At 33.2% G+C, this 25532-nt stretch carries 25 protein-coding genes; 11 read left to right on the top strand and 14 right to left on the bottom strand.

Translation table 11 applies throughout. The features are described from left to right. Positions 1-203: 203 nt before the first annotated feature. Positions 204-914, top strand: coding sequence for a LytTR family DNA-binding domain-containing protein (locus CHB81_RS05250; protein ID WP_176427491.1), 711 nt, complete (start codon positions 204-206; stop codon positions 912-914). 2 nt (positions 915-916) lie between these two features. Here CHB81_RS05250 and CHB81_RS05245 read toward each other — a convergent pair whose 3' ends face one another. Together CHB81_RS05245 and CHB81_RS05240 are read right to left on the bottom strand one after the other, a co-directional pair. Beyond that, positions 917-1852 (bottom strand): DUF6268 family outer membrane beta-barrel protein, encoded by a 936-nt coding sequence (locus tag CHB81_RS05245; RefSeq protein WP_089350837.1) that lies wholly within the window; start codon positions 1850-1852, stop codon positions 917-919. A gap of 170 nt (positions 1853-2022) precedes the next feature. After that, a complete protein-coding gene (locus tag CHB81_RS05240) occupies positions 2023-2565 on the bottom strand; it encodes a hypothetical protein (protein WP_089350836.1) in 543 nt (180 codons plus the stop codon). A 189-nt stretch (positions 2566-2754) separates the two neighbouring features. On the opposite strand from CHB81_RS05240, the gene CHB81_RS05235 reads away from it, so the two are divergent. The 3 genes from CHB81_RS05235 (at position 2755) to CHB81_RS05225 (ending at position 6480) form a co-directional block, all read left to right on the top strand. Further along, a complete protein-coding gene (locus CHB81_RS05235; RefSeq protein ID WP_089350835.1) occupies positions 2755-4140 on the top strand; it encodes an MATE family efflux transporter in 1386 nt (461 codons plus the stop codon). Positions 4141-4232: 92 nt separating this feature from the next. Beyond that, positions 4233-4460: a hypothetical protein gene (locus CHB81_RS05230; RefSeq protein WP_089350834.1), complete on the top strand. Its 228-nt coding sequence runs from the start codon at positions 4233-4235 to the stop codon at positions 4458-4460. Positions 4461-4545: 85 nt separating this feature from the next. Continuing rightward, the gene (locus tag CHB81_RS05225) at positions 4546-6480 is read left to right on the top strand and encodes an LTA synthase family protein (protein WP_089350833.1); all 1935 of its coding nucleotides are present in this window, start codon (positions 4546-4548) and stop codon (positions 6478-6480) included. Positions 6481-7099: 619 nt separating this feature from the next. Here CHB81_RS05225 and meaB read toward each other — a convergent pair. The 5 genes from meaB to CHB81_RS05200 all read right to left on the bottom strand — a co-directional run bounded on the left by meaB (position 7100) and on the right by CHB81_RS05200 (position 10969). Further along, a complete protein-coding gene (meaB, locus tag CHB81_RS05220) occupies positions 7100-8197 on the bottom strand; it encodes a methylmalonyl Co-A mutase-associated GTPase MeaB (RefSeq protein ID WP_089350832.1) in 1098 nt (365 codons plus the stop codon). Positions 8198-8394: 197 nt separating this feature from the next. After that, the gene (locus tag CHB81_RS05215) at positions 8395-9036 is read right to left on the bottom strand and encodes an NAD(P)-dependent oxidoreductase (RefSeq protein WP_089350831.1); all 642 of its coding nucleotides are present in this window, start codon (positions 9034-9036) and stop codon (positions 8395-8397) included. Between the two features lie 58 nt (positions 9037-9094). Beyond that, positions 9095-9502, bottom strand: a complete 408-nt coding sequence (locus tag CHB81_RS05210; protein WP_089350830.1) for an Rrf2 family transcriptional regulator — start codon at positions 9500-9502, stop codon at positions 9095-9097. Positions 9503-9645: 143 nt separating this feature from the next. Then, positions 9646-10110, bottom strand: coding sequence for a hypothetical protein (locus CHB81_RS05205; RefSeq protein WP_089350829.1), 465 nt, complete (start codon positions 10108-10110; stop codon positions 9646-9648). A 295-nt stretch (positions 10111-10405) separates the two neighbouring features. Beyond that, positions 10406-10969: a Crp/Fnr family transcriptional regulator gene (locus CHB81_RS05200; RefSeq protein ID WP_089350828.1), complete on the bottom strand. Its 564-nt coding sequence runs from the start codon at positions 10967-10969 to the stop codon at positions 10406-10408. Positions 10970-11080: 111 nt separating this feature from the next. Between CHB81_RS05200 and CHB81_RS05195 the strand changes: the two genes are divergently transcribed. Beyond that, a complete protein-coding gene (locus CHB81_RS05195; RefSeq protein WP_089350827.1) occupies positions 11081-11992 on the top strand; it encodes an AEC family transporter in 912 nt (303 codons plus the stop codon). Positions 11993-12133: 141 nt separating this feature from the next. After that, positions 12134-12772 (top strand): peroxiredoxin, encoded by a 639-nt coding sequence (locus CHB81_RS05190; protein ID WP_089350826.1) that lies wholly within the window; start codon positions 12134-12136, stop codon positions 12770-12772. Between the two features lie 85 nt (positions 12773-12857). Here the strand turns inward: CHB81_RS05190 and CHB81_RS05185 are convergent, their stop codons facing one another. From CHB81_RS05185 to CHB81_RS05170, 4 genes are all read right to left on the bottom strand, one after another. Beyond that, positions 12858-15095 (bottom strand): cation:proton antiporter, encoded by a 2238-nt coding sequence (locus CHB81_RS05185; protein ID WP_089350825.1) that lies wholly within the window; start codon positions 15093-15095, stop codon positions 12858-12860. Positions 15096-15337: 242 nt separating this feature from the next. Next, the gene (gene purB / locus CHB81_RS05180) at positions 15338-16684 is read right to left on the bottom strand and encodes an adenylosuccinate lyase (RefSeq protein ID WP_089350824.1); all 1347 of its coding nucleotides are present in this window, start codon (positions 16682-16684) and stop codon (positions 15338-15340) included. Between the two features lie 91 nt (positions 16685-16775). Continuing rightward, a complete protein-coding gene (locus CHB81_RS05175) occupies positions 16776-17474 on the bottom strand; it encodes a sterol desaturase family protein (protein WP_089350823.1) in 699 nt (232 codons plus the stop codon). Then, on the bottom strand, positions 17471-18172 hold the full coding sequence (locus tag CHB81_RS05170) for an NAD-dependent deacylase (RefSeq protein ID WP_089350822.1): 702 nt from the start codon (positions 18170-18172) through the stop codon (positions 17471-17473). Before CHB81_RS05170 ends, CHB81_RS05175 begins: the two co-directional genes overlap by 4 nt. 462 nt (positions 18173-18634) lie before the next feature. Between CHB81_RS05170 and cysC the strand changes: the two genes are divergently transcribed. From cysC to CHB81_RS05145, 5 genes are all read left to right on the top strand, one after another. Next, entirely contained in the window at positions 18635-19168 is a 534-nt protein-coding gene (gene cysC, locus CHB81_RS05165; RefSeq protein ID WP_089350821.1) for an adenylyl-sulfate kinase, read from the top strand. A gap of 126 nt (positions 19169-19294) precedes the next feature. Continuing rightward, positions 19295-19978, top strand: coding sequence for an aspartyl/asparaginyl beta-hydroxylase domain-containing protein (locus CHB81_RS05160; RefSeq protein ID WP_089350820.1), 684 nt, complete (start codon positions 19295-19297; stop codon positions 19976-19978). Positions 19979-19988: 10 nt separating this feature from the next. Next, on the top strand, positions 19989-20948 hold the full coding sequence (locus tag CHB81_RS05155) for a sulfotransferase family protein (protein WP_089350819.1): 960 nt from the start codon (positions 19989-19991) through the stop codon (positions 20946-20948). 126 nt (positions 20949-21074) lie between these two features. Beyond that, positions 21075-21464 carry a hypothetical protein gene (locus tag CHB81_RS05150; RefSeq protein ID WP_089350818.1) on the top strand — a complete coding sequence of 130 codons (390 nt, stop codon included), beginning with the start codon at positions 21075-21077 and terminating at the stop codon, positions 21462-21464. A gap of 52 nt (positions 21465-21516) precedes the next feature. Further along, positions 21517-22179 (top strand): RNA methyltransferase, encoded by a 663-nt coding sequence (locus tag CHB81_RS05145; protein ID WP_089350899.1) that lies wholly within the window; start codon positions 21517-21519, stop codon positions 22177-22179. A gap of 92 nt (positions 22180-22271) precedes the next feature. On the opposite strand, the gene CHB81_RS05140 is transcribed toward CHB81_RS05145, so the two are convergent. From CHB81_RS05140 to CHB81_RS05130, 3 genes are all read right to left on the bottom strand, one after another. Continuing rightward, positions 22272-23171 (bottom strand): YARHG domain-containing protein, encoded by a 900-nt coding sequence (locus tag CHB81_RS05140; RefSeq protein ID WP_089350817.1) that lies wholly within the window; start codon positions 23169-23171, stop codon positions 22272-22274. Further along, positions 23168-23734 (bottom strand): DUF2306 domain-containing protein, encoded by a 567-nt coding sequence (locus CHB81_RS05135; RefSeq protein WP_089350816.1) that lies wholly within the window; start codon positions 23732-23734, stop codon positions 23168-23170. The genes CHB81_RS05140 and CHB81_RS05135 overlap by 4 nt, the downstream gene beginning before the upstream one ends. A 179-nt stretch (positions 23735-23913) precedes the next feature. Next, entirely contained in the window at positions 23914-25509 is a 1596-nt protein-coding gene (locus CHB81_RS05130; RefSeq protein ID WP_089350815.1) for a PepSY-associated TM helix domain-containing protein, read from the bottom strand. Positions 25510-25532 lie beyond the last annotated feature (23 nt).

Here is a 25532-nt window from a genome sequence, read left to right as displayed (position 1 = left end):
GAATCCTTGGTGCCCTTTGCGGTTAATTTTTTTGCCACAGATAAAAAGGATTAGAAAGATTTTTTTGCCACGAATTCCACAAATTGACACAAATTAATTCGTGCTTATTCGTGAAACTCTTGGCTAATAAACTCCGCAAGAGACTTTTTTAAACAACATACAAAACCTGAAACAAAGAAAACCTGAAACAAAATTTTTAGATTATGAACATGAAATGTCTCGTTATTGACGACGAACCAATTGCAAGAAACGGAATAGTAGATTTTGTTTCAAAAATTGATTTTCTGGAAGTGGTTGGTACTTGTGCTTCGGCATTGGAAGCCACTTCATACATTCAGGATAAGCAAATCGATTTGTTATTTCTGGATATCAATATGCCTTATTTGTCTGGCTTAGAATTTTTAGAATCTCTGGATAATCCGCCGTTGGTAATTTTTACTACAGCTTATTCAGAACATGCCTTGGACGGATATCGTTTGCAAGTCGTTGATTATTTATTGAAACCAATTACGTTTCAGCGTTTTTATCAGGCTTCTTTAAAAGCAAAACAATGGTATCAAATGATTTCTCCTAAACAAAATCAATTAGATCCGTTTCTTTATGTTCGTCAGGAAGAAGGATTTCAAAAGATTTCGTGGGTAGATATTTTATACATTGAAGGAATGCAAAATTATGCTAAGCTTCATTTTAAAGATAAAGTTTTGGTGATTCACCAAACCATGATTTCATTAGAAGAAACACTGCCTGCGGAGATTTTCTTTAGAATTCACAAATCATTCTTGGTAAATATTACTCACATTGACTCTGTTTCCGGCGGACGATTATTTGTAAAAGGACAGGAACTACCTATTTCAAGAACCCGTCGTGACGCATTATTGAAAGAGGTAGTCTATAAAAACCTGTTAAGCCGATAGCTCTAGAATTGCCATTTTACAGCTAAAGCGGCATAAAATGTAGTAGTAAATCGTGGATTTGCAAGATCCTTTTCTTTAAACATATTTTTTATTTTTCGGTCATTGGTAGAGAATGAACGGGCCAAAGTACTACCAGCTGTAGGTTCAAATGTCCAATGTTTACCAAATTTTAATTGAGGTCTTAAACCTGCAATAATTTGTTGGTATCCAAGTAACATAGATTTGTTTGCCGGGTTTATTTCGGCAGTCATTCCGCTGAGTTCGACAACCGTTTTAAGATCTAATCGATCAGACATTCTGTAGCCTAATTCTAAACCTTCGGGAAAAGCAACTTTAAAGTGTAAAGCGCCTTTAGACTCCCAATTGAAGTAAATTCCAGGAAGCACCATCGGAACACCAAAACTATTGGTCAAAACCGGTCCGAAACCAAAAGCCAGATTCTGATTAAATTGTTTGATAAAAAGTACGCCGCCTTGTATAAGAACATCGTCTTTATTGATTTCGATCATATCTGTATAAATACCAACAGAAGCCATTATTAATATGGACCAGGAAGGAGAAATTGATCTTAAATGTTTGACACCAATTTGAGCATTTAGAAGCTCATCGGGGAAACCGTTTGGAAATTCTACAGGAAGAGATTGTACTTCATAATTCTTATTCTCCATTTTGGCATAAGTTCCCTGAAGCATAATTGACCAAAGCTTTGGATGATTGTATTTGTCCATTTTCATGGAAAGCGGAATTTCTACAGAAAGCTGAGCTCTTTTAAAATTACTTTTAGCATCAGTTTTGGAACTGTCAATTGGTCGGACATAATTTGAAAACGGAACATAATCTACTTTGAATTCTCCCGAGATATTCGACTGAGCTTTTGCAGAAATTGTAACCAATAGAAAAAGAAATAGTTGCGATAGATAAAAAACTGTTTTGTTCATGATTTCGATTAATTTTTCTGCGAAGTACAGTGTTATTCATTAATCTGAAAAAATCATTTGACGACTGGTTCTTATCTTTTGACCAACGGCATAAAAAAACGAAACCCGACAGACTATGCGATCTATCGGGTTTGTTACCAAAAACAAAAAAATTAATTAAACCTTTGCTTTTATAAATCAAAACCATAAGCTAGACGTAAAGCCACTTGGTTGGTTTTGAACTTGTTATAGTCCTCATATCGGACACTAATATCAATGTACTTGTTGGCATACCCAATTCCAGGCGCCCATAAAAAAGTGGTTTGATCGTAACCGTTTGTAACGGCAAATCCAGCACCAACTTCACCTAAAACATAAAATTGATCTTCCCAGATAAAAGCTTTGAAACCTGCTTTTGCCGGAATAAAACCAAGATCTTTTACATCAACTCCATTTTCATCTTTTCCCATAAACAAATTAGTAAAACCAGTTGTTAAGGTCAATGAAGTTCTTTTTGATAAATCGTATTGTAAACGAACATCTCCACCCAGAGACCAGTCATAAGCATTGTCAGTTGGTAAACCTCCGTTAAGTCCAAAACCTAATCTAAAGCCCTGATCGTATTTTTTGATCTCGCCTTCAGTTTTAGTTGGCGTAGTAGTGTCTTGAGCAAACGTGGTATTGGCGTATAATAAAGCGAAAGTCGCTAGGCAGAACATTTTTAGATTTCTCATGACAATTTTTTTTGAATTTATAATGTTGTAAAAATAATAGTTAGGCTTTGGGGAATTGTTATATAATTTTTTGGAATTGTTATATAATCTCGAGGTTGATTAAAAATCGCTTAATATTTGCTTATGCTTTTAATATTATCAAAGAATCCAAAGCTTCTGACTATCTTTGCCGACTAAAAAAGAACAGAATTGAATTTAAAGCAGTACACCAAAGAGTTTTCATACAATTTAAGATTGGCATATCCTATTATATTAGGAATGGTTGGGCATACCTTAATAGGTATTGTCGATAATATAATGGTAGGGAAATTAGGAAGTACTGAACTTGCAGCAGTTTCATTAGGAAACAGCATGATTTTTATTGCTATGTCTTTAGGAATTGGTTTCTCGACCGCAATAACTCCAATTGTTGCTGAAGGTGATGCTGAAAAAAACGATTCTAAAATTCGCTCCGCATTTCATCATGGTTTGTTTTTATGTATTATTTTAGGATTGTTACTTTTTGGAATAATTATTCTGGCAAAGCCAATAATGGAATTGTTAAAACAACCAGCTGACGTAATTGCACTTGCAAAACCCTATCTTGACTGGGTTGCTTTCTCCTTGATTCCGCTAATTATGTATCAGGGATACAAACAATTTGCTGACGGAATGTCGATGACAAAATATTCGATGTACGCCATGATTATGGCAAATGTGCTGCATGTTGGGATTAATTATATGTTGATCTACGGAATCTGGATTTTTCCAAAAATGGGAATTGTTGGAGCCGCTTTGGGAACCGTAATTTCAAGAATATTTCTAGTAATGTTCATGCACATTATGTTATCCAGAAGAAATGATTTGAAACAATATTTTAAGAATTTTAGTTTTGATGAAATTAAAAAAGAAACCATAAAGAAAATTGTAAGTATAGGATTCCCATCGGCAATGCAAATGTTATTTGAAGTAGTATTGTTTACAGCCTCAATCTGGCTCTGCGGTAATATTGGTAAAACCAGTCAGGCAGCTAATCAAATTGCGTTGAGTTTGTCTTCGATGACTTTTATGTTTGCAATGGGATTGAGTGTAACTTCTATGATTAGAGTTAGTAATCAAAGAGGATTAAATGATTACAAAAACTTAGTTATTGTTGCCCGCTCTATCTTTTTATTGGCAATTATAATTGAAACTGTTTTTGCGATGCTGTTTATAGTTTTCCATGATTTCTTACCACATCTATTTTTGAATATGGAAAATGGAGGTCAGCTTCTCGATAATAATGAAGTAATAAGTATTGCATCAAAATTATTTATAATAGCAGCAGTTTTCCAGATTTCTGACGGAATTCAGGTTGTTGTTCTTGGAGCTTTGCGTGGTTTACAGGATGTAAAAATTCCAATGTATATTACATTTGTTGCCTATTGGGTAATTGGTTTTCCAATTTCGTATTATTTAGCCGAATACACAGATTTGAAAGCACAAGGAGTTTGGATAGGACTTTTGGCAGGATTAACTTCTGCGGCAATATTCCTATACATTCGTTTTCATTTCCTGACCAAAAAATTAATCAAAAATTCAGTTTCAAATAGTTAAATTTGAAGCATTAAAAAAATAAGCACAGATTAAACGATTTAAAAGATCTGTAAAATCTAAAGCAAAAAACAATAAATCAAAATATAAATAAAATGGAATTACCTAAATTTTTACTCGGAGATAATACTGATTTTCCAGATGATATTTTTATCATTCACCTTGATTATCCAAGATTTATAATCAACTTAAAAGATGATGAGGTTGAGTTTATGGAAGAAGCAGAAGATCTTGATGAAGCAGAATTAAATACTGAAATGGAAGGTTTAATTGAGCAGGCTAATGAATTTTATGATCGAGAAATAAAACGTTACGAAGAATAGAGATGTACAGTAGAGACGCACAGCAGTGCGTCTGGTAATACGTTTTACAATATTTCTCAACCAAAAAACAATTTAAATCTTTCTAATGAAAAAATTAAGTTTTTTAAAACCCATTTTCAATTTTATAGCAATAGGATTGCTAATTACTACTTTAAGTCGAATCTTTTTATTTTTTCTTTTTAAAGATAGAGTAGTAGAAACACCAAATTTCTGGTATATTTTTCCAATCGGTCTTCGAATGGATTTGATTTTACTTTGTTATTTATCATTTCTACCCGCAGTTTTAATTACATTTCTACCTAATAAATCGCTAAAATTCACCAACAAATTTCTGGTAATTTATAGCTTTTTATTTTTGTTTCTGATTCTTTTTGTAGAATTGGCAACACCGGATTTTGTAAAACAATATGATACACGCCCAAATAAGATATTCTTAGATTATCTAATTTATCCAAAAGAAGTTGTGGGAATGCTTTTAAAAAGTTACCTGACTTCGATCATTGTGACATTCTTAATCTTAGGCGTTGTTCTGTATTTTGCTTTCAAAAAAGGAAAAAAATATTTTTATACAACAAATACGGATTATAAGTTCAAATTAATGATTTTTCCATTACTTGCTTTTCTGTTGTTTTTTGGAGCACGTTCAAGTCTTACTTCAAAACGTCCAATAAATGCCAGTAATGCGGTTTTCTCTACAGATCAGTTAACGAATACTTTGGGATTAAATTCATTTTATACCGTAGCTTTTGCAGCTTATTCGATTAAAAATGAAGGAAACACCAAGATGTACGGTAAAATGGATGAAGCCGAAGCAATTGCTCGTGTTAAAAAATATATGATTGCCGGACCAAGTGATTTTACAGATGCTGAAATTCCGTTTCTACATGTACAACAACCAGATACAGTAGTGAAAAAGCCATACAATTTGGTGATTTTTCTACAAGAAAGTTTAGGTGCTGAATACGTTGGAATTTTAGGTGGAAAACCATTAACACCGGAATTTGATAAATTGTCAAAAGAAGGTTTATTGTTTACCAATTTATATTGCACAGGAACAAGAAGTGTCCGCGGAATTGAAGCGGTTGTAACCGGATTTTTGCCTTCACCATCTGAAAGTGTAGTAAAGTTAGGAAACTCACAACAAGGATTTTTTACACTTGCCGATGCTTTAAAGCAAAAAGGATACGACACTAGTTTTATTTACGGTGGAATGGCGAATTTTGATAATATGGCTTCGTTTTTCAACGGAAATGGTTTTCAGGATATTGTAGATCAGGAAGATTTTGAATCTGATGGAAACAAATATGCTTTCAAAGGAACATGGGGTTATTCAGATGAGGATTTGGTAACAAAAGCAAACAATTATTTTAAAGCTAAGGGCGATAAACCTTTCTTCTCTTTAATGTTTTCGACTTCTAATCACGAGCCTTTTGAATATCCAGCCGGAAGAATCAAACCTTTTGATACAAAACCTGCAACGGTAAATAATGCGATGAAATATGCAGATTTCTCTATTGGGAAATTCTTTGAAATGGCAAAGAAAGAGCCTTATTTCAAAAACACAATTTTCATCGTAATTGCTGATCATAACACAAGAACGTACGGAAAAAATCTAGTGCCAATTAATAAGTTTCATATTCCGGCTTTGATAATGGGACCTGGAGTGCCAAAAGGAGTTTCGTACAGCAAATTGGCAAGTCAAATTGATATTCCGCCAACATTGTTAGGATACTTAGGACTTTCTTTTGAAACACCAATGGTGGGAAGAAATCTAAATAAACTAGATCCAAAAACGCAAGGAAGATCGATCATGCAGTTTAATGATATTAATGCATTCCGTGTAGAAAATCAAGTTGTAATCATGCAGCCTAATTTGAAACCTCTGCAATTCGAAATCAAAAATGATACGACTTTGATTCCTGTAAAATTAAATGAAGAATTAGCAAAAGATGCTTTAGCACATGTCATTACAGCAGGAAATTTATATAAAGAAAACAAATATAAGTTAAGGAAGAAATAGGTTCAGAGGGACTAAGGGACAAAGGTTCAAAGAAACAGAGTGCAAAACCTTTGTCGCTTTGAACCTTTGCTACTTTGAGCCTTTATTGAAGAAATAGGTTCAGAGGAACAAAGGAACAAGGGTTCAAAGAAACAGAGTGTAAAACCTTTGTCGCTTTGAACCTTTGCTACTTTGAGCCTTTATTGAAGAAATAGGTTCAGAGGAACAAAGGGACAAAGGTTCAAAGAAACAGAGTGTAAAACCTTTGTCGCTTTGAACCTTTATTGAAGAAATAGGTTCAGAGGGACAAAGGGGCAAAGGTTCAAAGAAACAGAGTGCAAAACCTTTGTTGCTTTGAACCTTTGCTACTTTGAGCCTTTATTGAAGAAATAGGTTCAGAGGAACAAAGGGACAAAGGTTCAAAGAAACAGAGTGTAAAACCTTTGTCGCTTTGAACCTTTATTGAAGAAATAGGTTCAGAGGGACAAAGGGGCAAAGGTTCAAAGAAACAGAGTGCAAAACCTTTGTTGCTTTGAACCTTTGCTACTTTGAGCCTTTATTGAAGAAATAGGTTCAGAGGGACAAAGGGACAAAGGTTCAAAGAAACAGAGTATAAAACCTTTGTCGCTTTGAACCTTTGCTACTTTAAACCTTTAGAAAAATACAATTTTAATAAATTTTGAGCAGCTGCAAAAGGAGATATTTCATCATTTTGCACTGCTTTTTTGTTTTGTTCTAATTGGGAAATGATCTCCGGCTGATTGTAGAAATTCAGTTTCAATTGTTCGTTTATGGTTTCCATCATCCAAAACTGATTCTGCTCTTTTCGTTTTTCGGGAAAGAAACCAGTCTCATTGGTCATTTCGATATAAGATGAAATAGTATCCCAAATTTCAGAAATTCCATCTTTGGTGATGGCGCTGCAAGTTGTAACTTTTGGCTGCCAGTTTGATTTTTTTGGAGGGAATAAATGCAAAGCACGATTGAATTCCAGTTTCGCCTGATTTGCTTTTTTGATATTATCACCGTCAGCTTTGTTGATAACAATAGCATCTGCCATTTCCATAATACCGCGTTTGATGCCTTGAAGTTCATCGCCTGCACCGGAAATTTTTAGAAGCAAGAAAAAGTCAACCATACTGTGAACCGCAGTTTCACTTTGTCCCACACCTACAGTTTCGATAATTATAGTATCAAAACCTGCGGCTTCACATAAAATAATAGATTCGCGTGTTTTTCTAGCTACACCGCCCAAAGTATCTCCGGAAGCACTTGGTCTTATAAAAGCATTTTCGTCTTTTACGAGTTCTTCCATACGGGTTTTATCACCCAAAATACTTCCATGCGAAAGTGAACTGCTTGGGTCAACGGCCAAAACCGCTACTTTTTTACCTAAGTTTGTCAGGAAACTTCCAAAAGCTTCAATAAAAGTACTTTTTCCAACACCTGGAACGCCTGTAATTCCAATTCGGATTGATTTATTGGCGTAAGGCAAACAACCGTTAATAACGTCATTTGCTTTTGAGGCATGTTCCGGATTTGTACTTTCGACCAAAGTAATAGCGCGACTCAGTGCCGTTCTGTTTCCTTCTAAAATTCCATCGATTAATTCCGTTGAAGAGGGTTGTTGTCTTCTGTTTTTTTTAATTTGACGAATAGCAGAAACATTGGTGATTTCAGGAGGTGAAATTCCGGCTTTTTCTTGTAAGCTGCTTGATAGTTTTTTTGAACTTGACAAAATATACTTTTTGGTACTGTAAAAGTACAGAAAACAAAAACAGTTTCAAAAAGACAATTACGCTTTTGAAACTGTTGAGGTTGTTTGCCACGAATTACAAGAATTTCCACTAATTAAATATTAGATCGAATATTTACTAAATATAATTAATATCAAGAAATTTGTGAAATTTCGTGTAATTCGTGGCTAAAAAAAAATTAATAAGCCGCTGTAAAACGAACTTGGTGGTGTTTGGCATTTTCTGCTTCATCAGCGATAACAACCGCTAAATCTTCTACAGATAAAATACTTCTTTGTTCGTCATTAAAAACTGGGTTTTCAAGACCTAAACGGTATTTTCCGGTTCTTCCTGTTGTAATACCTTGATGCATTTCGAAAGCCGGGCTGAAAAATGCCCAATCCAAATCTTTTTCTTCTTTCAAAATATTCAAATAATCCCTCGCTGCAGTTGCGCCAGCGTGATATTCTTTTGGAAAATCTGGAGTGTCAACCGCTTGTAAACCCGGAGCTACAAACAAACTTCCGGCACCGCCAATGGTGATAAAACGTTTTACACCAGATTTTTTAACCGCTTCCTGAATTGCTTTTGATCCTGCAATGAAATCATCGTAAATGTTAGGATTCGTCCAACCAGAATTATAGGCATTGATTACAACATCATTTCCTTTTAAAATTTCAGACAATTTGTCAACGTTAAAAATATCAGCACTTTTCCAAGTTACATTTGAGGTATCTTTTGGGTTTCTTGCAATAGCAGTAATGTCGTGATTTCTGTTTGCTAATTCGTTTAAAATGGCTGAGCCAACAAATCCGGTTGCTCCAATGATTGCGATTTTCATAAATATATAATTTTAATTAGTAATAAAAAATGTTACAGTTTTGTGTAAAAAAATAGTTTTAGAATTGATTAGAAAAATCTTCCAGAGAGATTCCTTCTAATTGTAAACTAATTTTTTGATTCATATCAGCATATAAAGAACTTAAATTTTGATTGATTTTCTTTCCAACAGGACAATCAGGATTAGGCTGATTTTTTGCATACCCTAAGTTAATGGTTTCAAATGTCATTTCAAATATTTCTTTTAATGTGATTTTCGAAGGATCGATCGACAGTTTTGTTCCGCCATTTTTTCCTTCTTTGCTTTCTACAATATGATGTGCTTTTAGGTTTGCAATTTCTTTTCTAACCAATACCGGATTCAAATTGATACTACCCGCAATATACTCAGATGACAAAAAATCATTTGGGTATTTGGTGAGTAAAGTCAAAATGTGAATCGTTATGGCAAATTTACCTGAAACCATACTGTAATAAAATATGTTACAAATGTAATGCGTTTTGTCAAATAAAAAAAAGTTTTAACTAAAATTTAATTTAAATAGAAGCTAAGATAAAACGAGAAGTTGCGCACATGATTCGTTTAAACAATGTGCATTCCCACGATTGATTATTTGATTTTTGATTGATTCCTGATCGAAGAGTAATAAACCCAAAGTATAAAAAGAAGCTGTAGCGGTATTCTAAACCATAGATACGAGATGCCCTTACCGCTATAATCGGCAGTTTTTAAATTTATATTGTGGTATGCGGCATAAATATTAGCGGGAAGCAGCACTATAAAAAACACGATAAGTAGTTTGCCTGTAAGTAATGTCATTTTTGGTATCAAGAGCCCTGCTACTGCTGCCAGTTCTATAACTCCGGTAATGTATACAATTAAGATAGGCGAAGGCAAAAAAGAGATCATCATTGCCATTCCTTTGGCAAATGCAAAATGACCAATCGCCGTAAATACAAGCATGGCTGCCATAGCAATTCTGCCAGCCTGTGAAATTTCAAATCTTTTAGTTATTAGTTTTACAATAAGCAATGCACTTGCAAAAACTCCGAATAAAATAATTAAGGTTTCCATGTTTTTTTTATGCAAAGTTGCATCCTAAAGAAACCTAAAACAATGAACCTGGGTTAATAAATGATCAATCCCAAAACCTGTGAAAAAAAATTACCGCAAAGAACGCAAAGATTTTTATCTAAGAATGTCTTAGAAAGCACAGAGTTCGCAAAGCTAAATCAATACAAAGCTTTGCGTCCCGAGCCTTCGGGATGCCTTTTTGAAACCTAAGAGCAAAAGAACTTAGTGTTCTCTGGGGTAAAAAATAATTAGTGGGTATATTTATGTTTTCCACAATATTTAGCGTTGATCCTTACTAAATACGTTTTCTTATTCTGCTCAAAGCTTGTGGAGTAATGCCAATATAAGAAGCGAGGTATTTTTGAGGAATCTTTTGAATCAATTGTGGTTGTTCTGTAAATAAATTGCGATATCGTTGCTCTGCAGAATCATTAAGTAGTGAAAGTTCCCGCTTGGATTTTTTTAGAAATAACCCTTCACTTGCAAGGCGTCCAAGAGTATTACCAATTTTGGTTTCGACATAAATATCCTGAAGATCGGTATAAGAAATGCGCCAAAGTATCGTATCTGCAAGAGTTTCAATCGTATAATTTACGGGTTGTCGGGTAATAAACGAATCGTAACCACTTGCAAATTCGCCATCAAATACAAACGTAAAAGTGAGATCATTATCTTCACCCGGAATATAATATCGAACTAATCCTTTCTCTATAAACGAAAGGTAATTTTCGACCTGACCTGTTTCAATTATGGATGTTTTCTTTGAAAATTCCTGTCGTATGAGCTTTGATGAAAAAGTGTTCCATTCTTCATCTGAAAGTTTTGCCATTCGCTCAAAATTGTCTCTTATTTGCTGCATTGATTTCTAGAATTATACTATATATTAAAAATAACAAAAATCTTTTTGAAGTACTATAATTTGTTTTATAGATCAACTTATAAATGTCTATTTTTGTGATTACTCAACGATATGAACAACTTTATTTTAATATTTTTCTTCCTGACATTAGGTTTGCTTTTGCAAAGAGTAAAAGCTTTTCCAACTAATATTTATAAAGTTTTAAATAAAATTGTAGTTTACTTTTGTTTACCTGCAATTACCTTATACCATATTCCGAAAATAAAATGGAGCAATGAATTGTTGTTTCCAATTGCTTCCGGTTGGATTTGTTTTATTTTGGCTTTTATCTTTTTTCATTTTTTAGGAAGAAGATTTGGCTGGTCTAACAAACTTATTGGCTGTTTAATTTTAACCGCCGGATTAAGCAACAGTTCTTTCTTGGGATATCCTATAATCGAAGCTTTGTTTGGGAAAAAAGGTTTAGAAACGGCGGTTTTGGTCGATCAGCCTGGAACTTTTGTTGTGGTTTCTACTTTAGGAGTTTTTGTGGCAGCTTTTTATTCAAAAGGAAGCCCGAATGCAATAAGTATTATCAAAAAAGTACTGCTTTTTCCACCTTTCCTCACCTTTGTTGTGGCATGTTTAATGAATGTTTCTGACTATCAGTTTGATGTTACTATTCAATCGGTTTTATTAAAGACAGGAAGTTTGGTGACGCCTCTGGCATTACTTTCAGTAGGATTGCAACTTCAATTTGATAGAAGAAGCCAACATTGGAAATTTCTGCGATTGGGACTTTTCTTTAAGTTAATTCTTAGTCCTCTGATAATTTTTGTTTTGTATGTCTTTATTTTCAACCAACATTCTGAAGCTATAAAGGTCACTTTGATTGAAGTTGCTATGGCTCCAATGATTACTGGCGCAATTTTGGCTTCAACCTATGGATTAAAACCCAGATTAAGTAGTATGATGATCGGTTTCGGAATTCCGATTTCGTTTCTAACGATTGCTATTTGGTATCTGATTCTTAGTTTTATTTAAAATATTCAGATTTATTTTAATTTATTTATATAAAATTGACCGAAAAAGTAGAGTTTAGGTTTTTTTAACTTTTTTTATGAAAATCTATGGTTTCCTTGTTCATTTTTTAAGTAATTTTAGAGGAACTAAAAAAAATAAATTATGTCAACATTAAGATTAGGTGATATAGCTCCGGATTTTCATGCAGAAACCACCGAAGGGCCAATCAATTTTCACGAATGGCTAGGTAATTCGTGGGGAGTTTTATTCTCACATCCATCAGATTTTACGCCTGTTTGTACAACTGAATTAGGAACGGTTGCAAATTATCTTCCAGAATTTACAAAAAGAAATACAAAGGTTATAGCCTTAAGTGTCGATGGTTTAGAGTCGCATTTAGAATGGATTAAAGATATTAACGAAACTCAAAATACAACAGTTAATTTTCCTATAATTGCCGACGAAGATAAAAAAATAGCAACTTTATACGATATGTTGCATCCAAATGCAAGTGATAAATTTACAGTTCGTTCTGTGTTTGTAATTGGTGCCGACAAAAAGATAAAATTGACGTTAACGTATCCGGCTTCAACAGGAAGAAATTTTGACGAATTACTTCGTGTTATTGACAGTTTACAATTAACAGCAAATTATAGCGTAGCAACTCCGGCAAACTGGAAAGACGGCGAAGATGTAGTAATCACGCCAGCAGTTCCGGACAGTGATATTCCTGCTAAATTCCCAAAAGGGCATACGCCAATAAAACCATATTTGCGTATGACACCGCAACCTAATAAGTAAGCTTCTGAGATACTAAGTTTCTAAGGTGCTAAGTTTAAATCTTAGTGTTTTAGAAACTTAGTGACTTAGTATCTTAGTACCTTTCTCAAGCTTTTTTCATCAACTCGGCCATTCGTTTTTTATCGCCAACGACCCAGATAATATCATTTTTTTGTAAAATTAAATGTGATTCCGGGTTTAAGATACGATTACCGTTTCTTTCAAGTCCCACAACAAGTCCACCTGTTTTCCCTCTAAATTGCCCAATGCTTTTTTGGATGAAATCTTCATTGAAAATTTCCATTTGGCGCAGCACAATTTCAGATTCTTTAACATTTTCGGCAGCCTCGATTTCATTTTGATTTAGGTATTTGGCAAACTCAGTGACCTGGGCATCTGTACCAATTACACAAATTTCATCACTAGGAAACAAACGCTCATTTTTAGTTGGAATCGGGATTGTAATGTCACCACGCTTTATATAAGCAATATTAATTCCCAGTGATTCCCTGATTCTTAGTTCTTCTAGGGTTTTACCCACAAGGTTAGATTCTTTCCCAATATCAAAAAATGACATGTGACCATCCCAAGGCATTAAATTGGCATATCGTCTGTCAATTTTTTTGTTTTCGCGATCGTTCAGATTCTTCAAAAAATGACTTTCAATTTTATGATATTGCTCATTCAATTTTTTTGGGAATATTTGATAAACAGTAATAGCAATAATCAGAGCTACAAAGGCAATTAAAGGGGAGAAGAAAATATTCAGTAAAAACCCAATAAGAAATAAACCAAGCCCCATTCTTATTAAAATCAACATTAATAATGCGCCACGATATTTACGTTCTTCCCATAATAGTTCTACTTCTTCTACAGCAACTCGTCTAAGGGACAGTGCCCATAAAAATGGAGCAATTATAACTATAGTAATAAGAGCCGCCAATGTGTTGCCAAATCTTGTGTCTTCAACCAAAGGAGCCACAAATTTTGCCGACAATAAAATAATGGCAGTAATAATAATAGTGTGTAATATGATTTGAATGAGATAAGCATTCAGTACTTTTTGCCAAATACTTACGGATTTTATAGCTTGTGCATTCACACTATAACGGTTGATGTTTTTAACCCATTTTTTAGGAAGTTTTCGTTCCAGAAAATGAGAAAATGGCTCTGCATATTTCACCATAAAAGGCGTCGTAAAAGTGGTTATTGCTGAAACTGCCACAACAACAGGATATAAAAATGAACTGGTAACATTAAGTGTCATTCCCAGTGTGGCTATAATAAATGAAAACTCTCCGATTTGCGATAAACTCATTCCTGTTTGCACCGATTGTTTTAACGGCTGACCCGCTAATAATGCACCAATAGTAGAACTCACAGATTGACCAAAAATAGTCACTAAAGTTAAAATCGCTACAGGCAACGCATGTGTATATAACATTTCGGGATCAATAAGCATCCCTACCGATACAAAGAAAATGGCGCCAAATAAATCTTTTACAGGTTTTATTAAATGTTCAATATGTTCTGCCTGAGTGGTTTCTGCAATAATAGATCCCATTATAAAAGCACCCAAAGCCGGAGAAAAACCAACATTTGAAGCAAAACTCACCATCATTAAACAAAGTGCAAGAGAAATGATTAATAACATCTCATCCGTCAGTAAATGTTTTGCTTTTTTAAGAAGCGTCGGAATAAAAAAGATTCCGCCCACGAACCAAGCGGTAAGGAAAAATACCAATTTTAATACAGACATCAATAATTCGCTTCCTGAAAATTGCTGACTTACAGCAATAGTCGAAAGTAAAACCATCATTAAAATCGCTACAATATCTTGCACGATTAATGATCCAATTACAATTCCGGCAAATTTTTGTGCTTTTACGCCAAGTTCGTCAAAGGTTTTCAGAATAATTGTTGTTGATGAAATAGACAAAATAACTCCTAAAAAGATACTATCCATTTGTCCCCAATCCATCCATCGCCCAACCAGATAACCAATTATTACCATCGTAATAATCTGGGTAATTGCCGTTATCGAGGCAGTTCCCCCTACTTTCATTAGTTTCTTAAAACTAAATTCGAGCCCCAAACTAAACAATAAAATGATCACACCAATTTCTGCCCAAACTTCAACACTTTTCATCTCAGTAATAGTAGGGAAAAAGTCAAAGTGATTTCCAGCTAAAAATCCCGCAATTAAATACCCTAAAACCAAAGGTTGTTTAATTAATTTAAATAGTAAAACGGCAATTCCGGCAGTCATCAGGATTAATCCCAAATCACTGATTAAAGGTTGTAAATGGTGTGTAGTTTCTGCAGCGGCGTTTAAGGCAATCATAAAGTGTAGAATGTTTTTGTTTAGGAGCTAATCCAGCTTTCCATTTCAAGCTTTTATTCAAAAAAGCTATTTTTAAAGCAGTTTCAGGAGCTTCCTTCGGTCGCTCTGTTCCTGCAAAAAAATATGCTTTTTTGAGTAAAAGGCTTTTCATTTCACTCTGGGCTAAAACCCTAACAAGATTTATAAATAAAAAAAGCTATCGATAAAGATAGCTTTTTTTGAGAAAATATTTTAGGTTTTCTTTAAATACCTGTGTAATTACTAGGGGTTATAGCCATTAATTCGGCTCTAACGGCATCAGAAACTTCTAAAGTTGCAATAAAATTATGAATTGCTTTTTTGTCAATCGCTTCATTAGTTCTTGTCAAACCTTTCAAAGCTTCATAAGGATTTGGATAAGCCTCACGACGCAAAATAGTCTGAATAGCTTCTGCTACTACAGCCCAGTTTCTTTCTAAATCTTCAGCAAATTTAGCTTCGTTCAATAACAATTTGTTTAAACCTTTCAATGAAGCTTCAAAAGCAATAATAGTATGTCCAATTGGTACACCAATATTACGTAAAACAGTACTGTCAGTCAAATCACGCTGTAATCTTGAAATAGGTAATTTAGCAGCCAAATGCTCAAAAATAGCATTAGCGATTCCTAGATTTCCTTCAGAATTTTCAAAATCAATTGGGTTAACTTTATGTGGCATTGCAGAAGATCCAATTTCTCCCGCTTTGATTTTTTGTTTAAAATAATCCATTGAAACATACGTCCAGATATCACGATCTAAATCGATAATGATATTGTTGATTCTTTTTAAAGCATCAAAAAATGCAGCAAAATGATCATAATGTTCAATTTGTGTAGTTGGAAAAGAGTGGTGTAAACCAAGATCTGTTTCTACAAATTTACTTCCAAATTGTTTCCAGTCGATTTGTGGATATGCCACATGATGCGCATTGTAATTTCCGGTTGCACCACCAAATTTAGCTGCAAACGGAATATTAAACAACAAACGCATTTGTTCTTCCAGACGCTCTACAAAAACCAAGATTTCTTTACCCAAACGAGTAGGAGAAGCCGGTTGTCCGTGCGTACGAGCCAACATTGGAATGTCCTTCCACTCAACGCTTAATTCTTTTAATTTAGAAATTAAAGTAATTAGCGAAGGCATATAAACCTGCTCAAAAGCTTCTTTTGTAGAAAGCGGAATCGCAGTATTATTAATATCCTGAGAAGTTAATCCGAAGTGAATGAACTCTTTGTATTGAGATAAACCTAGTTTTTCAAAAGCATCTTTGATAAAATATTCAACCGCTTTTACGTCGTGGTTGGTTACTTTTTCTGTTTCTTTAATCCAAAGTGCATCTTCAGTAGAAAAGTTTTTATAGATGTTTCTAAAACTGTCAAATAAATTTGAATTTACGTCAGCTAGTTGTGGTAATGGCACTTCGCACAAGGCAATAAAGTATTCAATCTCAACTAATACACGGTATTTGATTAAAGCTTCTTCAGAGAAAAAAGGTGCTAATGAAAGGGTTTTGCTTCTATATCTTCCGTCAATTGGCGATATGGCATTCAATTCGTTTAAAGTAGTCATTGTTATGTTGTTTGTTCGAAAGGTGCAAATATAAGTCATTGTTAAAACTTCTGAAAGTTACAAGAGATATATTATCCTTTAATAGTGCGATTTAAAAAATAGTTTTAAAGATTTTGTCCCAAATGGTAAAATAAAAACCATAATTATGAGATTGATGTTTATGATGATCGGAATGAAATTTGGTCGTTGAAATCCATTTTGTAGCATGGTTTTTATACCAGAAATCAGGGAAGATATCTTTTTTCAAATGACCAAATATTCCATATAAGAGATTTAAAACTAGGTAAATGATAATACTAAGATAATTGAAATTTAAAACCGTAATTGAAAACAACCAGATAATCCCAAATCCTAAAGTTTCTATAGGATGTAATACGTACAAACTATATACACTTGTACTTGTTTCGACATGTGTGTGATGAAGTTTATGAATGGGAGAAAACCATTTTAAATAATGCGCCAGAAAATGGAAGCAAAACATGAAGAAATCCATTACCACAACCAGCAATAAAGTATCTGTTATTATTGAAAATAGGGATGGCGAAAAATCTATTTTGAGGATACCCAAACGATACAATTCAAAACCCAACAGCGTTATAAACGTATTGCAGATTAAGGTTGAGAAAACCCATTTACGATCCTGTTTATTCAATTTAGTATTGTCATTCTCAATTATTTTGGCAAGAATAACCGAAAGCACGATCACGATAAAATTTTCGATCAAAAAGAAAATAAATAAAGGGAGTAAATTGTATTGCGATAATTCTTGTAACCAAGTTTGAAATATCATACTGTTTTTTCTAGTTCAAACAATCGATCCTTTAATTCAGCTACACCTTCAGAGGCAACTTTTGCAATCACTTCAACTTTATTCTGAAGATTCGGAATCGAGATTGGTTTTGGATCAATATAAAAAACGGGTGTAATACTATAAGTATAAGAAATTAATCCCGCCGCAGGATAAACTTGTAATGAAGTCCCGATAACGGCAAAATAATCGGCAGTTTCAGTAATTTCAATTGCTTCTTCAAGCGCAGGAACATCCTCGCCAAACCAAACAATATGAGGTCGTAACTGATGTCCATTTTCGTCCAGATCTCCAGTATACAAATCATTAGACCAATCTAAAATATGATTTCTGTTTTGAGTACTTCGTACTTTTAGTAATTCTCCATGCAAATGCAAAACTTTGGTACTTCCGGCGCGTTCGTGTAAATCGTCGACATTTTGAGTGATGATATGTACATCAAAATCCTGTTCTAATTCGGCTAGAATTTTGTGACCTAAATTTGGTTCAACCTCTTTAAGTTGTTGACGTCTTTTGTTATAAAAGTCAAGAACCAATTCCTGATTTTTTCTCCAGCCTTCAGGAGTTGCAACTTCCATAACATCGTGACCTTCCCATAAACCGTCACTATCACGAAAAGTTTTGATTCCGCTTTCAGCACTAATTCCGGCTCCGGTTAAAACAACCAATTTCTTTTTCATTTCGAATTATATTAAAAGATAAAAATAGTGATTTTTGTTCATTATCATGTGAGTTCATGTAAGTGATTATAAGTTTTGATATTAATTTGTTTTGTGCCGTTAGGTACTAAATATTGGTAGAAAATGTGAATCAGGATAAATTTACGTGCCGCAGATCAATGTCATTAAGTTAAGTTTTAAACACAATCCCTTTGTGATCTTAGAGCAAAGCATAATTCATAAAATTTTGCGTCCCGAGGCTTCGGGATGTGTAATTCTTTGTGAACTTTGCGGTAAAATTTTCTTTATCGAGTTACTTATTGGCTTTGATTTCGCCTGATAAAATTGCATTTAAAAAAGCAACCTTAGCTTACACAATTCTTTTAGTATTTTTGAGTAGAAAATAAAAGCGTATTTATACTTATTGTTTCGGTCTGTTAAATTATTTAGTTTTAATGTGGAATTAAACAAAAGAGATTTTCGATGATTTTAATACAATTTACAGGATTATCAGGTTCAGGTAAAACGACATTGGCAGAAAATGTTCGGCAACTGTTAATTGAAAAAAGTTATAAAGTCGAAATAATCGATGGTGATGTTTACCGAAAAACGATCTGTAAAGATTTAGGATTTTCTAAAGAAGACCGATGTGAGAATGTCAGGCGACTTTTTAATGTTGGACAAAATTTTATCAGCGCAAATACAATCGTTTTAATGTCAGTGATAAATCCCTATGAAAACCTAAGAAACGAATTGAGAAATCATGAATTTGTCAGAACCGTATTTTTGGATTGTTCCATTGATAATCTAATTCAAAGGGATCCAAAAGGATTGTACAAAAAAGCGCTGTTACCGGATGATGACGTTAATAAGATAAGTAATTTTACAGGAATTAGTGATGTTTTTGAAGTTCCTGTAAAAGCTGATCTAGTATTAAAAACGGATCTCGAAACAGTACCTTTTTCAACGCATAAACTCTATAATTTTATTCTGGACAGCATATCTGATTTAGCTTAATTTTTAAAATTATAGCCCTGAATAGAAAATCTTTTTTACCTATTTCTTTGATGATAAATCTTTTGTAAATTTTATATATTTACAGGATACAAGGAATACTTTCTAATTTAATCTTTTAAAAAGCATATGAATCCTTCTTCCATAAAACTTCCAGTTTCGTTTTTAATAGATAAGTTACAAGCAGAACTCGCCATATGCGAAAATGATCTTTGGACTCCTCATTTTAACACTGGTCGTTACGAAGGAAATTGGACAAGCGTTTCTTTGAGATCACAATCTGGTTTGATAAACGATATTACAGCTTTTCCTGATAAGGGATATAAAAATACGGAATTGCTGGATCGTTGTCCGTATTTCAAAGAGATTATGGATTGGTTTCAATGCGAGAAAGAAGCTGTACGTTTGCTAAGATTAGGACCTGGAAGCGAGATAAAGGAACATATTGATAATGATACTTCTTATGAAGATGGTTTTTTTAGAATTCATATTCCTATTATAACAAATTCTGAAGTATATTTTTATGTGGATAAAAAACTGGTTCCTATGAAAATGGGGGAGTGTTGGTACGCTAATTTTCAGCTTCCGCATAGGGTAGAAAATAAAAGTTCAGAACCTCGTATTCATTTCACGCTTGATTGTATAAGAAACGATTGGTCTGATAAATTGTTTTCAGAAATGGGTTTTGATATCAACTCTGAGCCTAAAAAAGTACAATATTCAGATGAAGAGAAGCAACAAATTATAGCAGAACTTTCTCTAAATCCATCAGAAACCGCAGCAAAAATTATATCAGATTTATTAGCCGAGTAAAATATATAAAATGGAAAATACAGATCATCCTCTTTCAAATTGGATTCCTTATAAGTTGGTAGAAAAAGATAATGAAGTTTATTTTGAATGGGTTTATTTGGCTGATAAAAAAATTGTGGAGCCTTTTTTTGATGAAACAATTTCCAAATGTAAAAGCCATGAGTATAATTCAAAACTTCTTAAGGTAGTTAGTACGATTGAAAATCTTATTGATTGGTCAAAAGAGTTAGTTCCGGTAGATTTGAAATCATTGGTTTTTCATGTCTCGCGATGTGGTTCTACAATGTTGAGTCAGTCTTTAGCGACTTCGTCTGAGAATATTATGATTTCTGAAGCGCCAATTATTGATGATGTTTTAAGAAGTGATCGTTTTGGCTTAGATAAAAAGACAGTTCTTTTAAAAGCTATACTAACTTTTTTAGGACAAAAAAGATTCCCGGAGCAAAAGAATTTAATTCTAAAACTGGATGCCTGGCATATATTTAATGCCGATTATTTTAGATCTACTTTTCCGGAAATACCTTTTGCTTTACTCTACAGAAAACCAATTGAGGTTTTAAAATCGCATCAGAAAATGATAGGAATGCATATGGTTCCGAATTTATTACCGCCTGGCATTTTTGGAATTGCACCTAAGGAAATTAATGAAATAAGTTTTCAGCAATATGGAGCTTTGGTTTTAGAGAAATATTTTCAGGGCTTTATAGATTTTTACGAAAAAGATCAAAATGTCACATTACTTAATTATAATGAAGGAATGAAAAATGTCGTAGAGAAATTTGTTTCCTTTATTAAGGTCGATTATTCGAAAAATGAATTGGAGAAAATGTACGAACGTCTAAAGAAACATTCTAAGAATGTGAGTACTGTTTTTGAAGGCGATTCTTTTAAGGAGGAAGCATTAGAAATAAATTTTACACAGGTCGACAAGTTGTATGAAAAATTAAGGGATACTCTTGTAGAATATTAAGAGCATAAAAAATACAATTTCGTTTTCCGGGATATGACTTTTTTCGTTTGTTAAATTAGAAAGTAAATGTTTTTTTTAAAATTAGATTTGCGCTTTTTTCTTACTTTTTGATAGTATCTTTATCCAATGAAAAAATTACTTTTATTGTTGCTTTTGTGCACAACAACTTCTGTTTTATTCGCTCAGGCTAAAAATGATAAACTGGTTTCATTTAGCAGTAAAATTGACTTTGTAAATTTTCAATTTTCAAAGAAAGATAATTATTTAGTAGATTATAAAAAATATTTAAGTTTCCCGATTCAATTTTCCATTTATAATCCCAAGCCTGGTTTTAATCCAACTAAAATGGAATATCAAAAGTATTATTCTTTTAAAAACACCAATTTATTACTCAAAAGAGAAATGAGTAATAAGGAACCGGAGCCAATTTTTCCGGATCAGGAGAAAAAGAAAAGCTTAGGAGAATCCATTTTTAATGATGTTTTAGATGGAATTTTTAATAAAAAATCAAAATAAAGCAATACACATACTTCTTTTAAAATGTATTTTTGCGATAAATAAGATTGAAATGATTGACTTAGATTACCTTGCTTTCCTCGAAAATATATTAACAGATAACCGTAAAGAGAAATTTCTAAAAGTACTTGGAGATCGTACGAAGCATTTTACAATTGTGGTTGAAGATGTTTTCCAGATGCATAATACAAGTGCTGTTATGCGTAGTTGCGAGGTTTTTGGAATTCAGGAACTGAATGTGATCGAGCAGCGTTACGGAAAAAAAATCGATAAAGAAATTGCGATGGGTGCTCAAAAATGGGTAGATATTCATCAGTACGATTCGGTGACCAATTGTATTTCGACTTTAAAAGATCAAGGCTATCAAATTATTGCGACAACGCCGCACGAAAATGATTGTTTGTTGGAAGATTTCGATATTACAAAACCAAGTGCTTTATTTTTTGGAACTGAAAGAGACGGTTTGTCAGAAGAAATTCTGGAAAAAGCAGATGGATTCCTTAAAATTCCGATGGTTGGTTTTACAGAGAGTTTAAATATCTCTGTTTCTGCAGCAATTATCATTCAAAACTTAACCAACAGATTGCGTAATTCAGATATTAACTGGCAATTGTCAGATGAAGAAATTTTGGAGAAACGTTTGGCTTGGGCTAAAAATTCAATTAAAGATATTAAACGAATTGAAGCGCGATATTATGAGGAAAATCCTAAATAAGTTTCTAAGGAACTAAGTTACTAAGTTGCTAAGAAAAAAACTTAGAGCCTTAGTAACTAAGAAGCTTAAAAATTACTTTTTCAAAAATAAAATTATCTTCCAAAAGAATCATAATTATCTTCGGCATATTTTTCAAAGCGTTTCAACAAAACGACATTTTCTTTTTCAACTTCTGTTAGTTCATTATTGACATTATCTGAAACCGGGATATACCATTCGACATCATCAAAAAACTGACGAACTGTTTTGGTTTTAAAAGTAAGTCCGTGTCGTGCGAAAATGGTATTTCTCAGAATTTCCAAATCAAGTTTCTTTAGATTTTTTACATCAGATTCTTTTAACTTTTTGGTTGATGAATTTATTTTGAAAATACTTTCAGAAGCTTCTCTGTATACTGTTGTCATATAAGTTTCCTCTTCTTTAGCATCTTCAGGATTATCACTTTCAGACTCTGTTACTTGTTCTTCTTTCGGGTTTTGGTAATCAATATACATTCCTTCTTCCGGAAGCATCACCTTAGGATCGTATTTAAAAGCTTTTTTATAAAGTTCGAATTTCCTTTTACGAACCTCTTTTTTAGTATTATTGGCAGTCCAGGTGCCAACTAAAAGGGTGTCATTTTTTATTTCAAAATCAAAAACACCGTCGTATTTATCATCTCCGGGTTCATTAAGTACAAAATGAACTGTATTTCCTTCTGTTGTTACTTTGCCTTTCAGAGGTCTGCTATTCCCGGCAACAACACTTTGTCCTAGAACCTCCGAAGCGGTTATTTTTTTTATTACAATATTAATTTTGTTGCTATACATTTCAGATTCCGGTCTGGTTGTATCACGTTCCAATACTATAAAATCACCTACCCATGAACCATATAAATCAGTATGGATTTCTTCGGGTTGTGTATTATCTATTTTCTGGGTTAGGTCTTTTTTCTCTTTAGAATTACAGGAGAAAAGTACTATGGATAACAATAAATAAAAAAGGTTTTTCATTTTTTTAATTGGTTATAAAGGTAATATTCAATGATTAGTAAATTCGGAATCCAGCCTAACCAAGCGATTATTTGATAGACATCCATAGGTGCAGGGTGAAACAAATATACAAGAATCACCTTCCAAAAACGCAATGTTACAGCAGAAAAAGTCAGGGCAAAACTTCGTAACATAAATGCCTTATGTTGGGAGATATTTTTGTTTTTAATAGCGGTAAAACCTTTGAGGGTAAAATAAAACCATAAAATCGATAAACTGACAAAAGATATTTGAGAGTAAAGTCCGCCATTTGCAAAAAAGCCAATAAATAAACCCGAAGGCGCACTTAAAAACAGCACTACAAAAACGTAAAACTTACCAATGTTTCTATGTACTGCAGGAAATATTTTTAAAAAAGTAGCATTCAACTGAAAAAATCCGGCTAGTAAAACAAAAATAGCAGAATAAACATGTGTGTAAAAAAAAGGAATATAAAATGGAATTTTCTCTACCTCGGATTGTTTTATTTGAAGAAAAGCAATGTCTTTATGAAAAGGAATATATTGCCATGTAATCTTAATCATTAAGATAAAAAAGTAACTAAAACAGATTGTCCAGATTAAGGGAAATAAAAGACTAAGGTTCTTTCTCAATTTTAGCTTATAAGATTAAATACAATCAAATATATGTAAAAAAAAAGGTTCTAAGGGGCTAAGTTGCTAAGAAAAAAAACTTAGCAACTTAGAATCTCAGTAGCTTTATATTACTTTTTCAAAAACAGAATAAAGCCAAGAATACTAACAACCAAAATGGTCAAAGCTGCCAAAACCATTGTTAGATCGCGAATGTTTTTTCCTGCCCAATCCATGAATAAGAATTTGTGGAGAATTGCAAACGAATAACCTTCGACCATGTCTGAACTCTTAACTACTGCCGCTAATCTTGAAGTACCAGTTTCTATAAAATAAGTTATTTTCTCCGGAGTTTCATAGGCTAATTTTACAACAGGTAATCTTTTGTTGACAAAACCATATTCTCTGCTTTCGAAATCTGTTAAGACTTTAGATTCTAACAATTTTGCATTTTGTAATGAAACTTCCGGTTCATCAGAGCTTTCGACCATTTCGCAACAAGCGGCTTTTGGTGCCCCATCAGTAAAATAATAAGCCAGAAATTCGGCATATTGAAGATCGATGTTTGGTGTGATTTTATTGGTTGTTGCATTAATGTAAACCACTTCAGATTTTTGATCTTCTTTTTTATTCCATTTTGTATTAGAATCTCCTTTTGGTTTTTTGAATTTTCCCTTTTCCAATAATTGACAGCGATAATAAGTAGTATCATTTAAGGTAATAATGCTCGCATTTTGAAAACGAGTCCAGTCTAAATTCAAAGTATTATTCGCTACCGGAATTTCTTTGGTTTTAAAAGTTGGTTCGTAAACCATTTGCGATAAAGTATAAGGCGCCCATTTTGTTGTGGCGTGATAAGCACCGCTAAAAGCAAATGTCAAAGTAAAAAGTGAAACCCAGATTCCAATTTGTCGGTGGTATTTTCTAAGTCCTTTTTTAGGTTGTAGATTGTCAGTTTTTTTGAATTGCTTCCACAGCAAACCATAAATCAGAATTCCGCTCAAGGCAGAAAATCCAATTATAGACAATAAGAAAATCATTGTAATAATTCGGATGCTGTTATTGGTAATTGCATCGATGAAAGACCAATTATGAAAAGTGTCAAAGAACCAAATAAACCATTGTCTTGAAGTTGGATTATAAGTAGCCAGTTTACTTGAAGAAGTTTCTACATAAACTTCCATAGTATCTGCGCGATCAAAACTAAGTTTGTAAACCGGTAAATATCGATTTACATATTTGTATTGCGAAGTAAATTCGGTGAGAACTTCGCTCTTTTTTACGGCACTTTTTTGATCGTCTAAGAAATATCTTGAAAGCCATTCGGCATATTTTTGATCTCCGTTTTCCAGTTTCTCAGCTGTTGAAGTATCGTAATACCATAATTCACCAATTATAGTTTTAAGCTGATAATACGTTTTATTGTTGAAGGTAACGATTCTGAAATTTTTGAATTGTGTTAGTTCATTTTTCTGTAAAACTTGCTGAATCGAAAATTTCAATTGGTTTTTATCAATAATCTGCTGTTTCAGTTTGTCGTGTGCAATTTCCGGTTTGAAAAAATGCGCCATAAACGGATGCATCAACCCTGATAATGTCCAGAAGATTACGGGAATAATTGTAACTAAACCAATAACACGATGCCATTTGTACATGTGTTGTTTGATTTTCTTGACAATTTTGGAATCTTTCTTTTTAGACTTTTTTTCTTTTATTTCTTTGCTCATTGTTAGTTTTTTTAGCCCCGATG

It is taken from the genome of Flavobacterium sp. ov086 (genome assembly GCF_900187965.1).
In the GTDB taxonomy this organism is placed as follows: Bacteria; Bacteroidota; Bacteroidia; order Flavobacteriales; family Flavobacteriaceae; genus Flavobacterium.
Note: the sequence above shows the minus strand (reverse complement) of the source record. Positions and strands in the feature narration are given on the sequence as shown.

Coding starts and splice junctions, on each gene's coding strand:
- CHB81_RS05230 (WP_089350834.1), top strand. CDS start 4,233: ATGGAATTACCTAAATTTTTACTCGGAGATAATACTGATTTTCCAGAT.
- CHB81_RS05140 (WP_089350817.1), bottom strand. CDS start 23,171: ATGAAAAACCTTTTTTATTTATTGTTATCCATAGTACTTTTCTCCTGT.
- CHB81_RS05190 (WP_089350826.1), top strand. CDS start 12,134: ATGTCAACATTAAGATTAGGTGATATAGCTCCGGATTTTCATGCAGAA.
- CHB81_RS05215 (WP_089350831.1), bottom strand. CDS start 9,036: ATGAAAATCGCAATCATTGGAGCAACCGGATTTGTTGGCTCAGCCATT.
- CHB81_RS05195 (WP_089350827.1), top strand. CDS start 11,081: ATGAACAACTTTATTTTAATATTTTTCTTCCTGACATTAGGTTTGCTT.
- CHB81_RS05130 (WP_089350815.1), bottom strand. CDS start 25,509: ATGAGCAAAGAAATAAAAGAAAAAAAGTCTAAAAAGAAAGATTCCAAA.
- CHB81_RS05175 (WP_089350823.1), bottom strand. CDS start 17,474: ATGATATTTCAAACTTGGTTACAAGAATTATCGCAATACAATTTACTC.
- CHB81_RS05160 (WP_089350820.1), top strand. CDS start 19,295: ATGAATCCTTCTTCCATAAAACTTCCAGTTTCGTTTTTAATAGATAAG.
- CHB81_RS05245 (WP_089350837.1), bottom strand. CDS start 1,852: ATGAACAAAACAGTTTTTTATCTATCGCAACTATTTCTTTTTCTATTG.
- CHB81_RS05145 (WP_089350899.1), top strand. CDS start 21,517: ATGATTGACTTAGATTACCTTGCTTTCCTCGAAAATATATTAACAGAT.
- CHB81_RS05205 (WP_089350829.1), bottom strand. CDS start 10,110: ATGGAAACCTTAATTATTTTATTCGGAGTTTTTGCAAGTGCATTGCTT.
- CHB81_RS05185 (WP_089350825.1), bottom strand. CDS start 15,095: ATGATTGCCTTAAACGCCGCTGCAGAAACTACACACCATTTACAACCT.
- CHB81_RS05210 (WP_089350830.1), bottom strand. CDS start 9,502: ATGGTTTCAGGTAAATTTGCCATAACGATTCACATTTTGACTTTACTC.
- CHB81_RS05150 (WP_089350818.1), top strand. CDS start 21,075: ATGAAAAAATTACTTTTATTGTTGCTTTTGTGCACAACAACTTCTGTT.
- CHB81_RS05240 (WP_089350836.1), bottom strand. CDS start 2,565: ATGAGAAATCTAAAAATGTTCTGCCTAGCGACTTTCGCTTTATTATAC.
- CHB81_RS05250 (WP_176427491.1), top strand. CDS start 204: ATGAACATGAAATGTCTCGTTATTGACGACGAACCAATTGCAAGAAAC.
- CHB81_RS05225 (WP_089350833.1), top strand. CDS start 4,546: ATGAAAAAATTAAGTTTTTTAAAACCCATTTTCAATTTTATAGCAATA.
- purB (WP_089350824.1), bottom strand. CDS start 16,684: ATGACTACTTTAAACGAATTGAATGCCATATCGCCAATTGACGGAAGA.
- CHB81_RS05135 (WP_089350816.1), bottom strand. CDS start 23,734: ATGATTAAGATTACATGGCAATATATTCCTTTTCATAAAGACATTGCT.
- CHB81_RS05200 (WP_089350828.1), bottom strand. CDS start 10,969: ATGCAGCAAATAAGAGACAATTTTGAGCGAATGGCAAAACTTTCAGAT.
- CHB81_RS05170 (WP_089350822.1), bottom strand. CDS start 18,172: ATGAAAAAGAAATTGGTTGTTTTAACCGGAGCCGGAATTAGTGCTGAA.
- CHB81_RS05155 (WP_089350819.1), top strand. CDS start 19,989: ATGGAAAATACAGATCATCCTCTTTCAAATTGGATTCCTTATAAGTTG.
- cysC (WP_089350821.1), top strand. CDS start 18,635: ATGATTTTAATACAATTTACAGGATTATCAGGTTCAGGTAAAACGACA.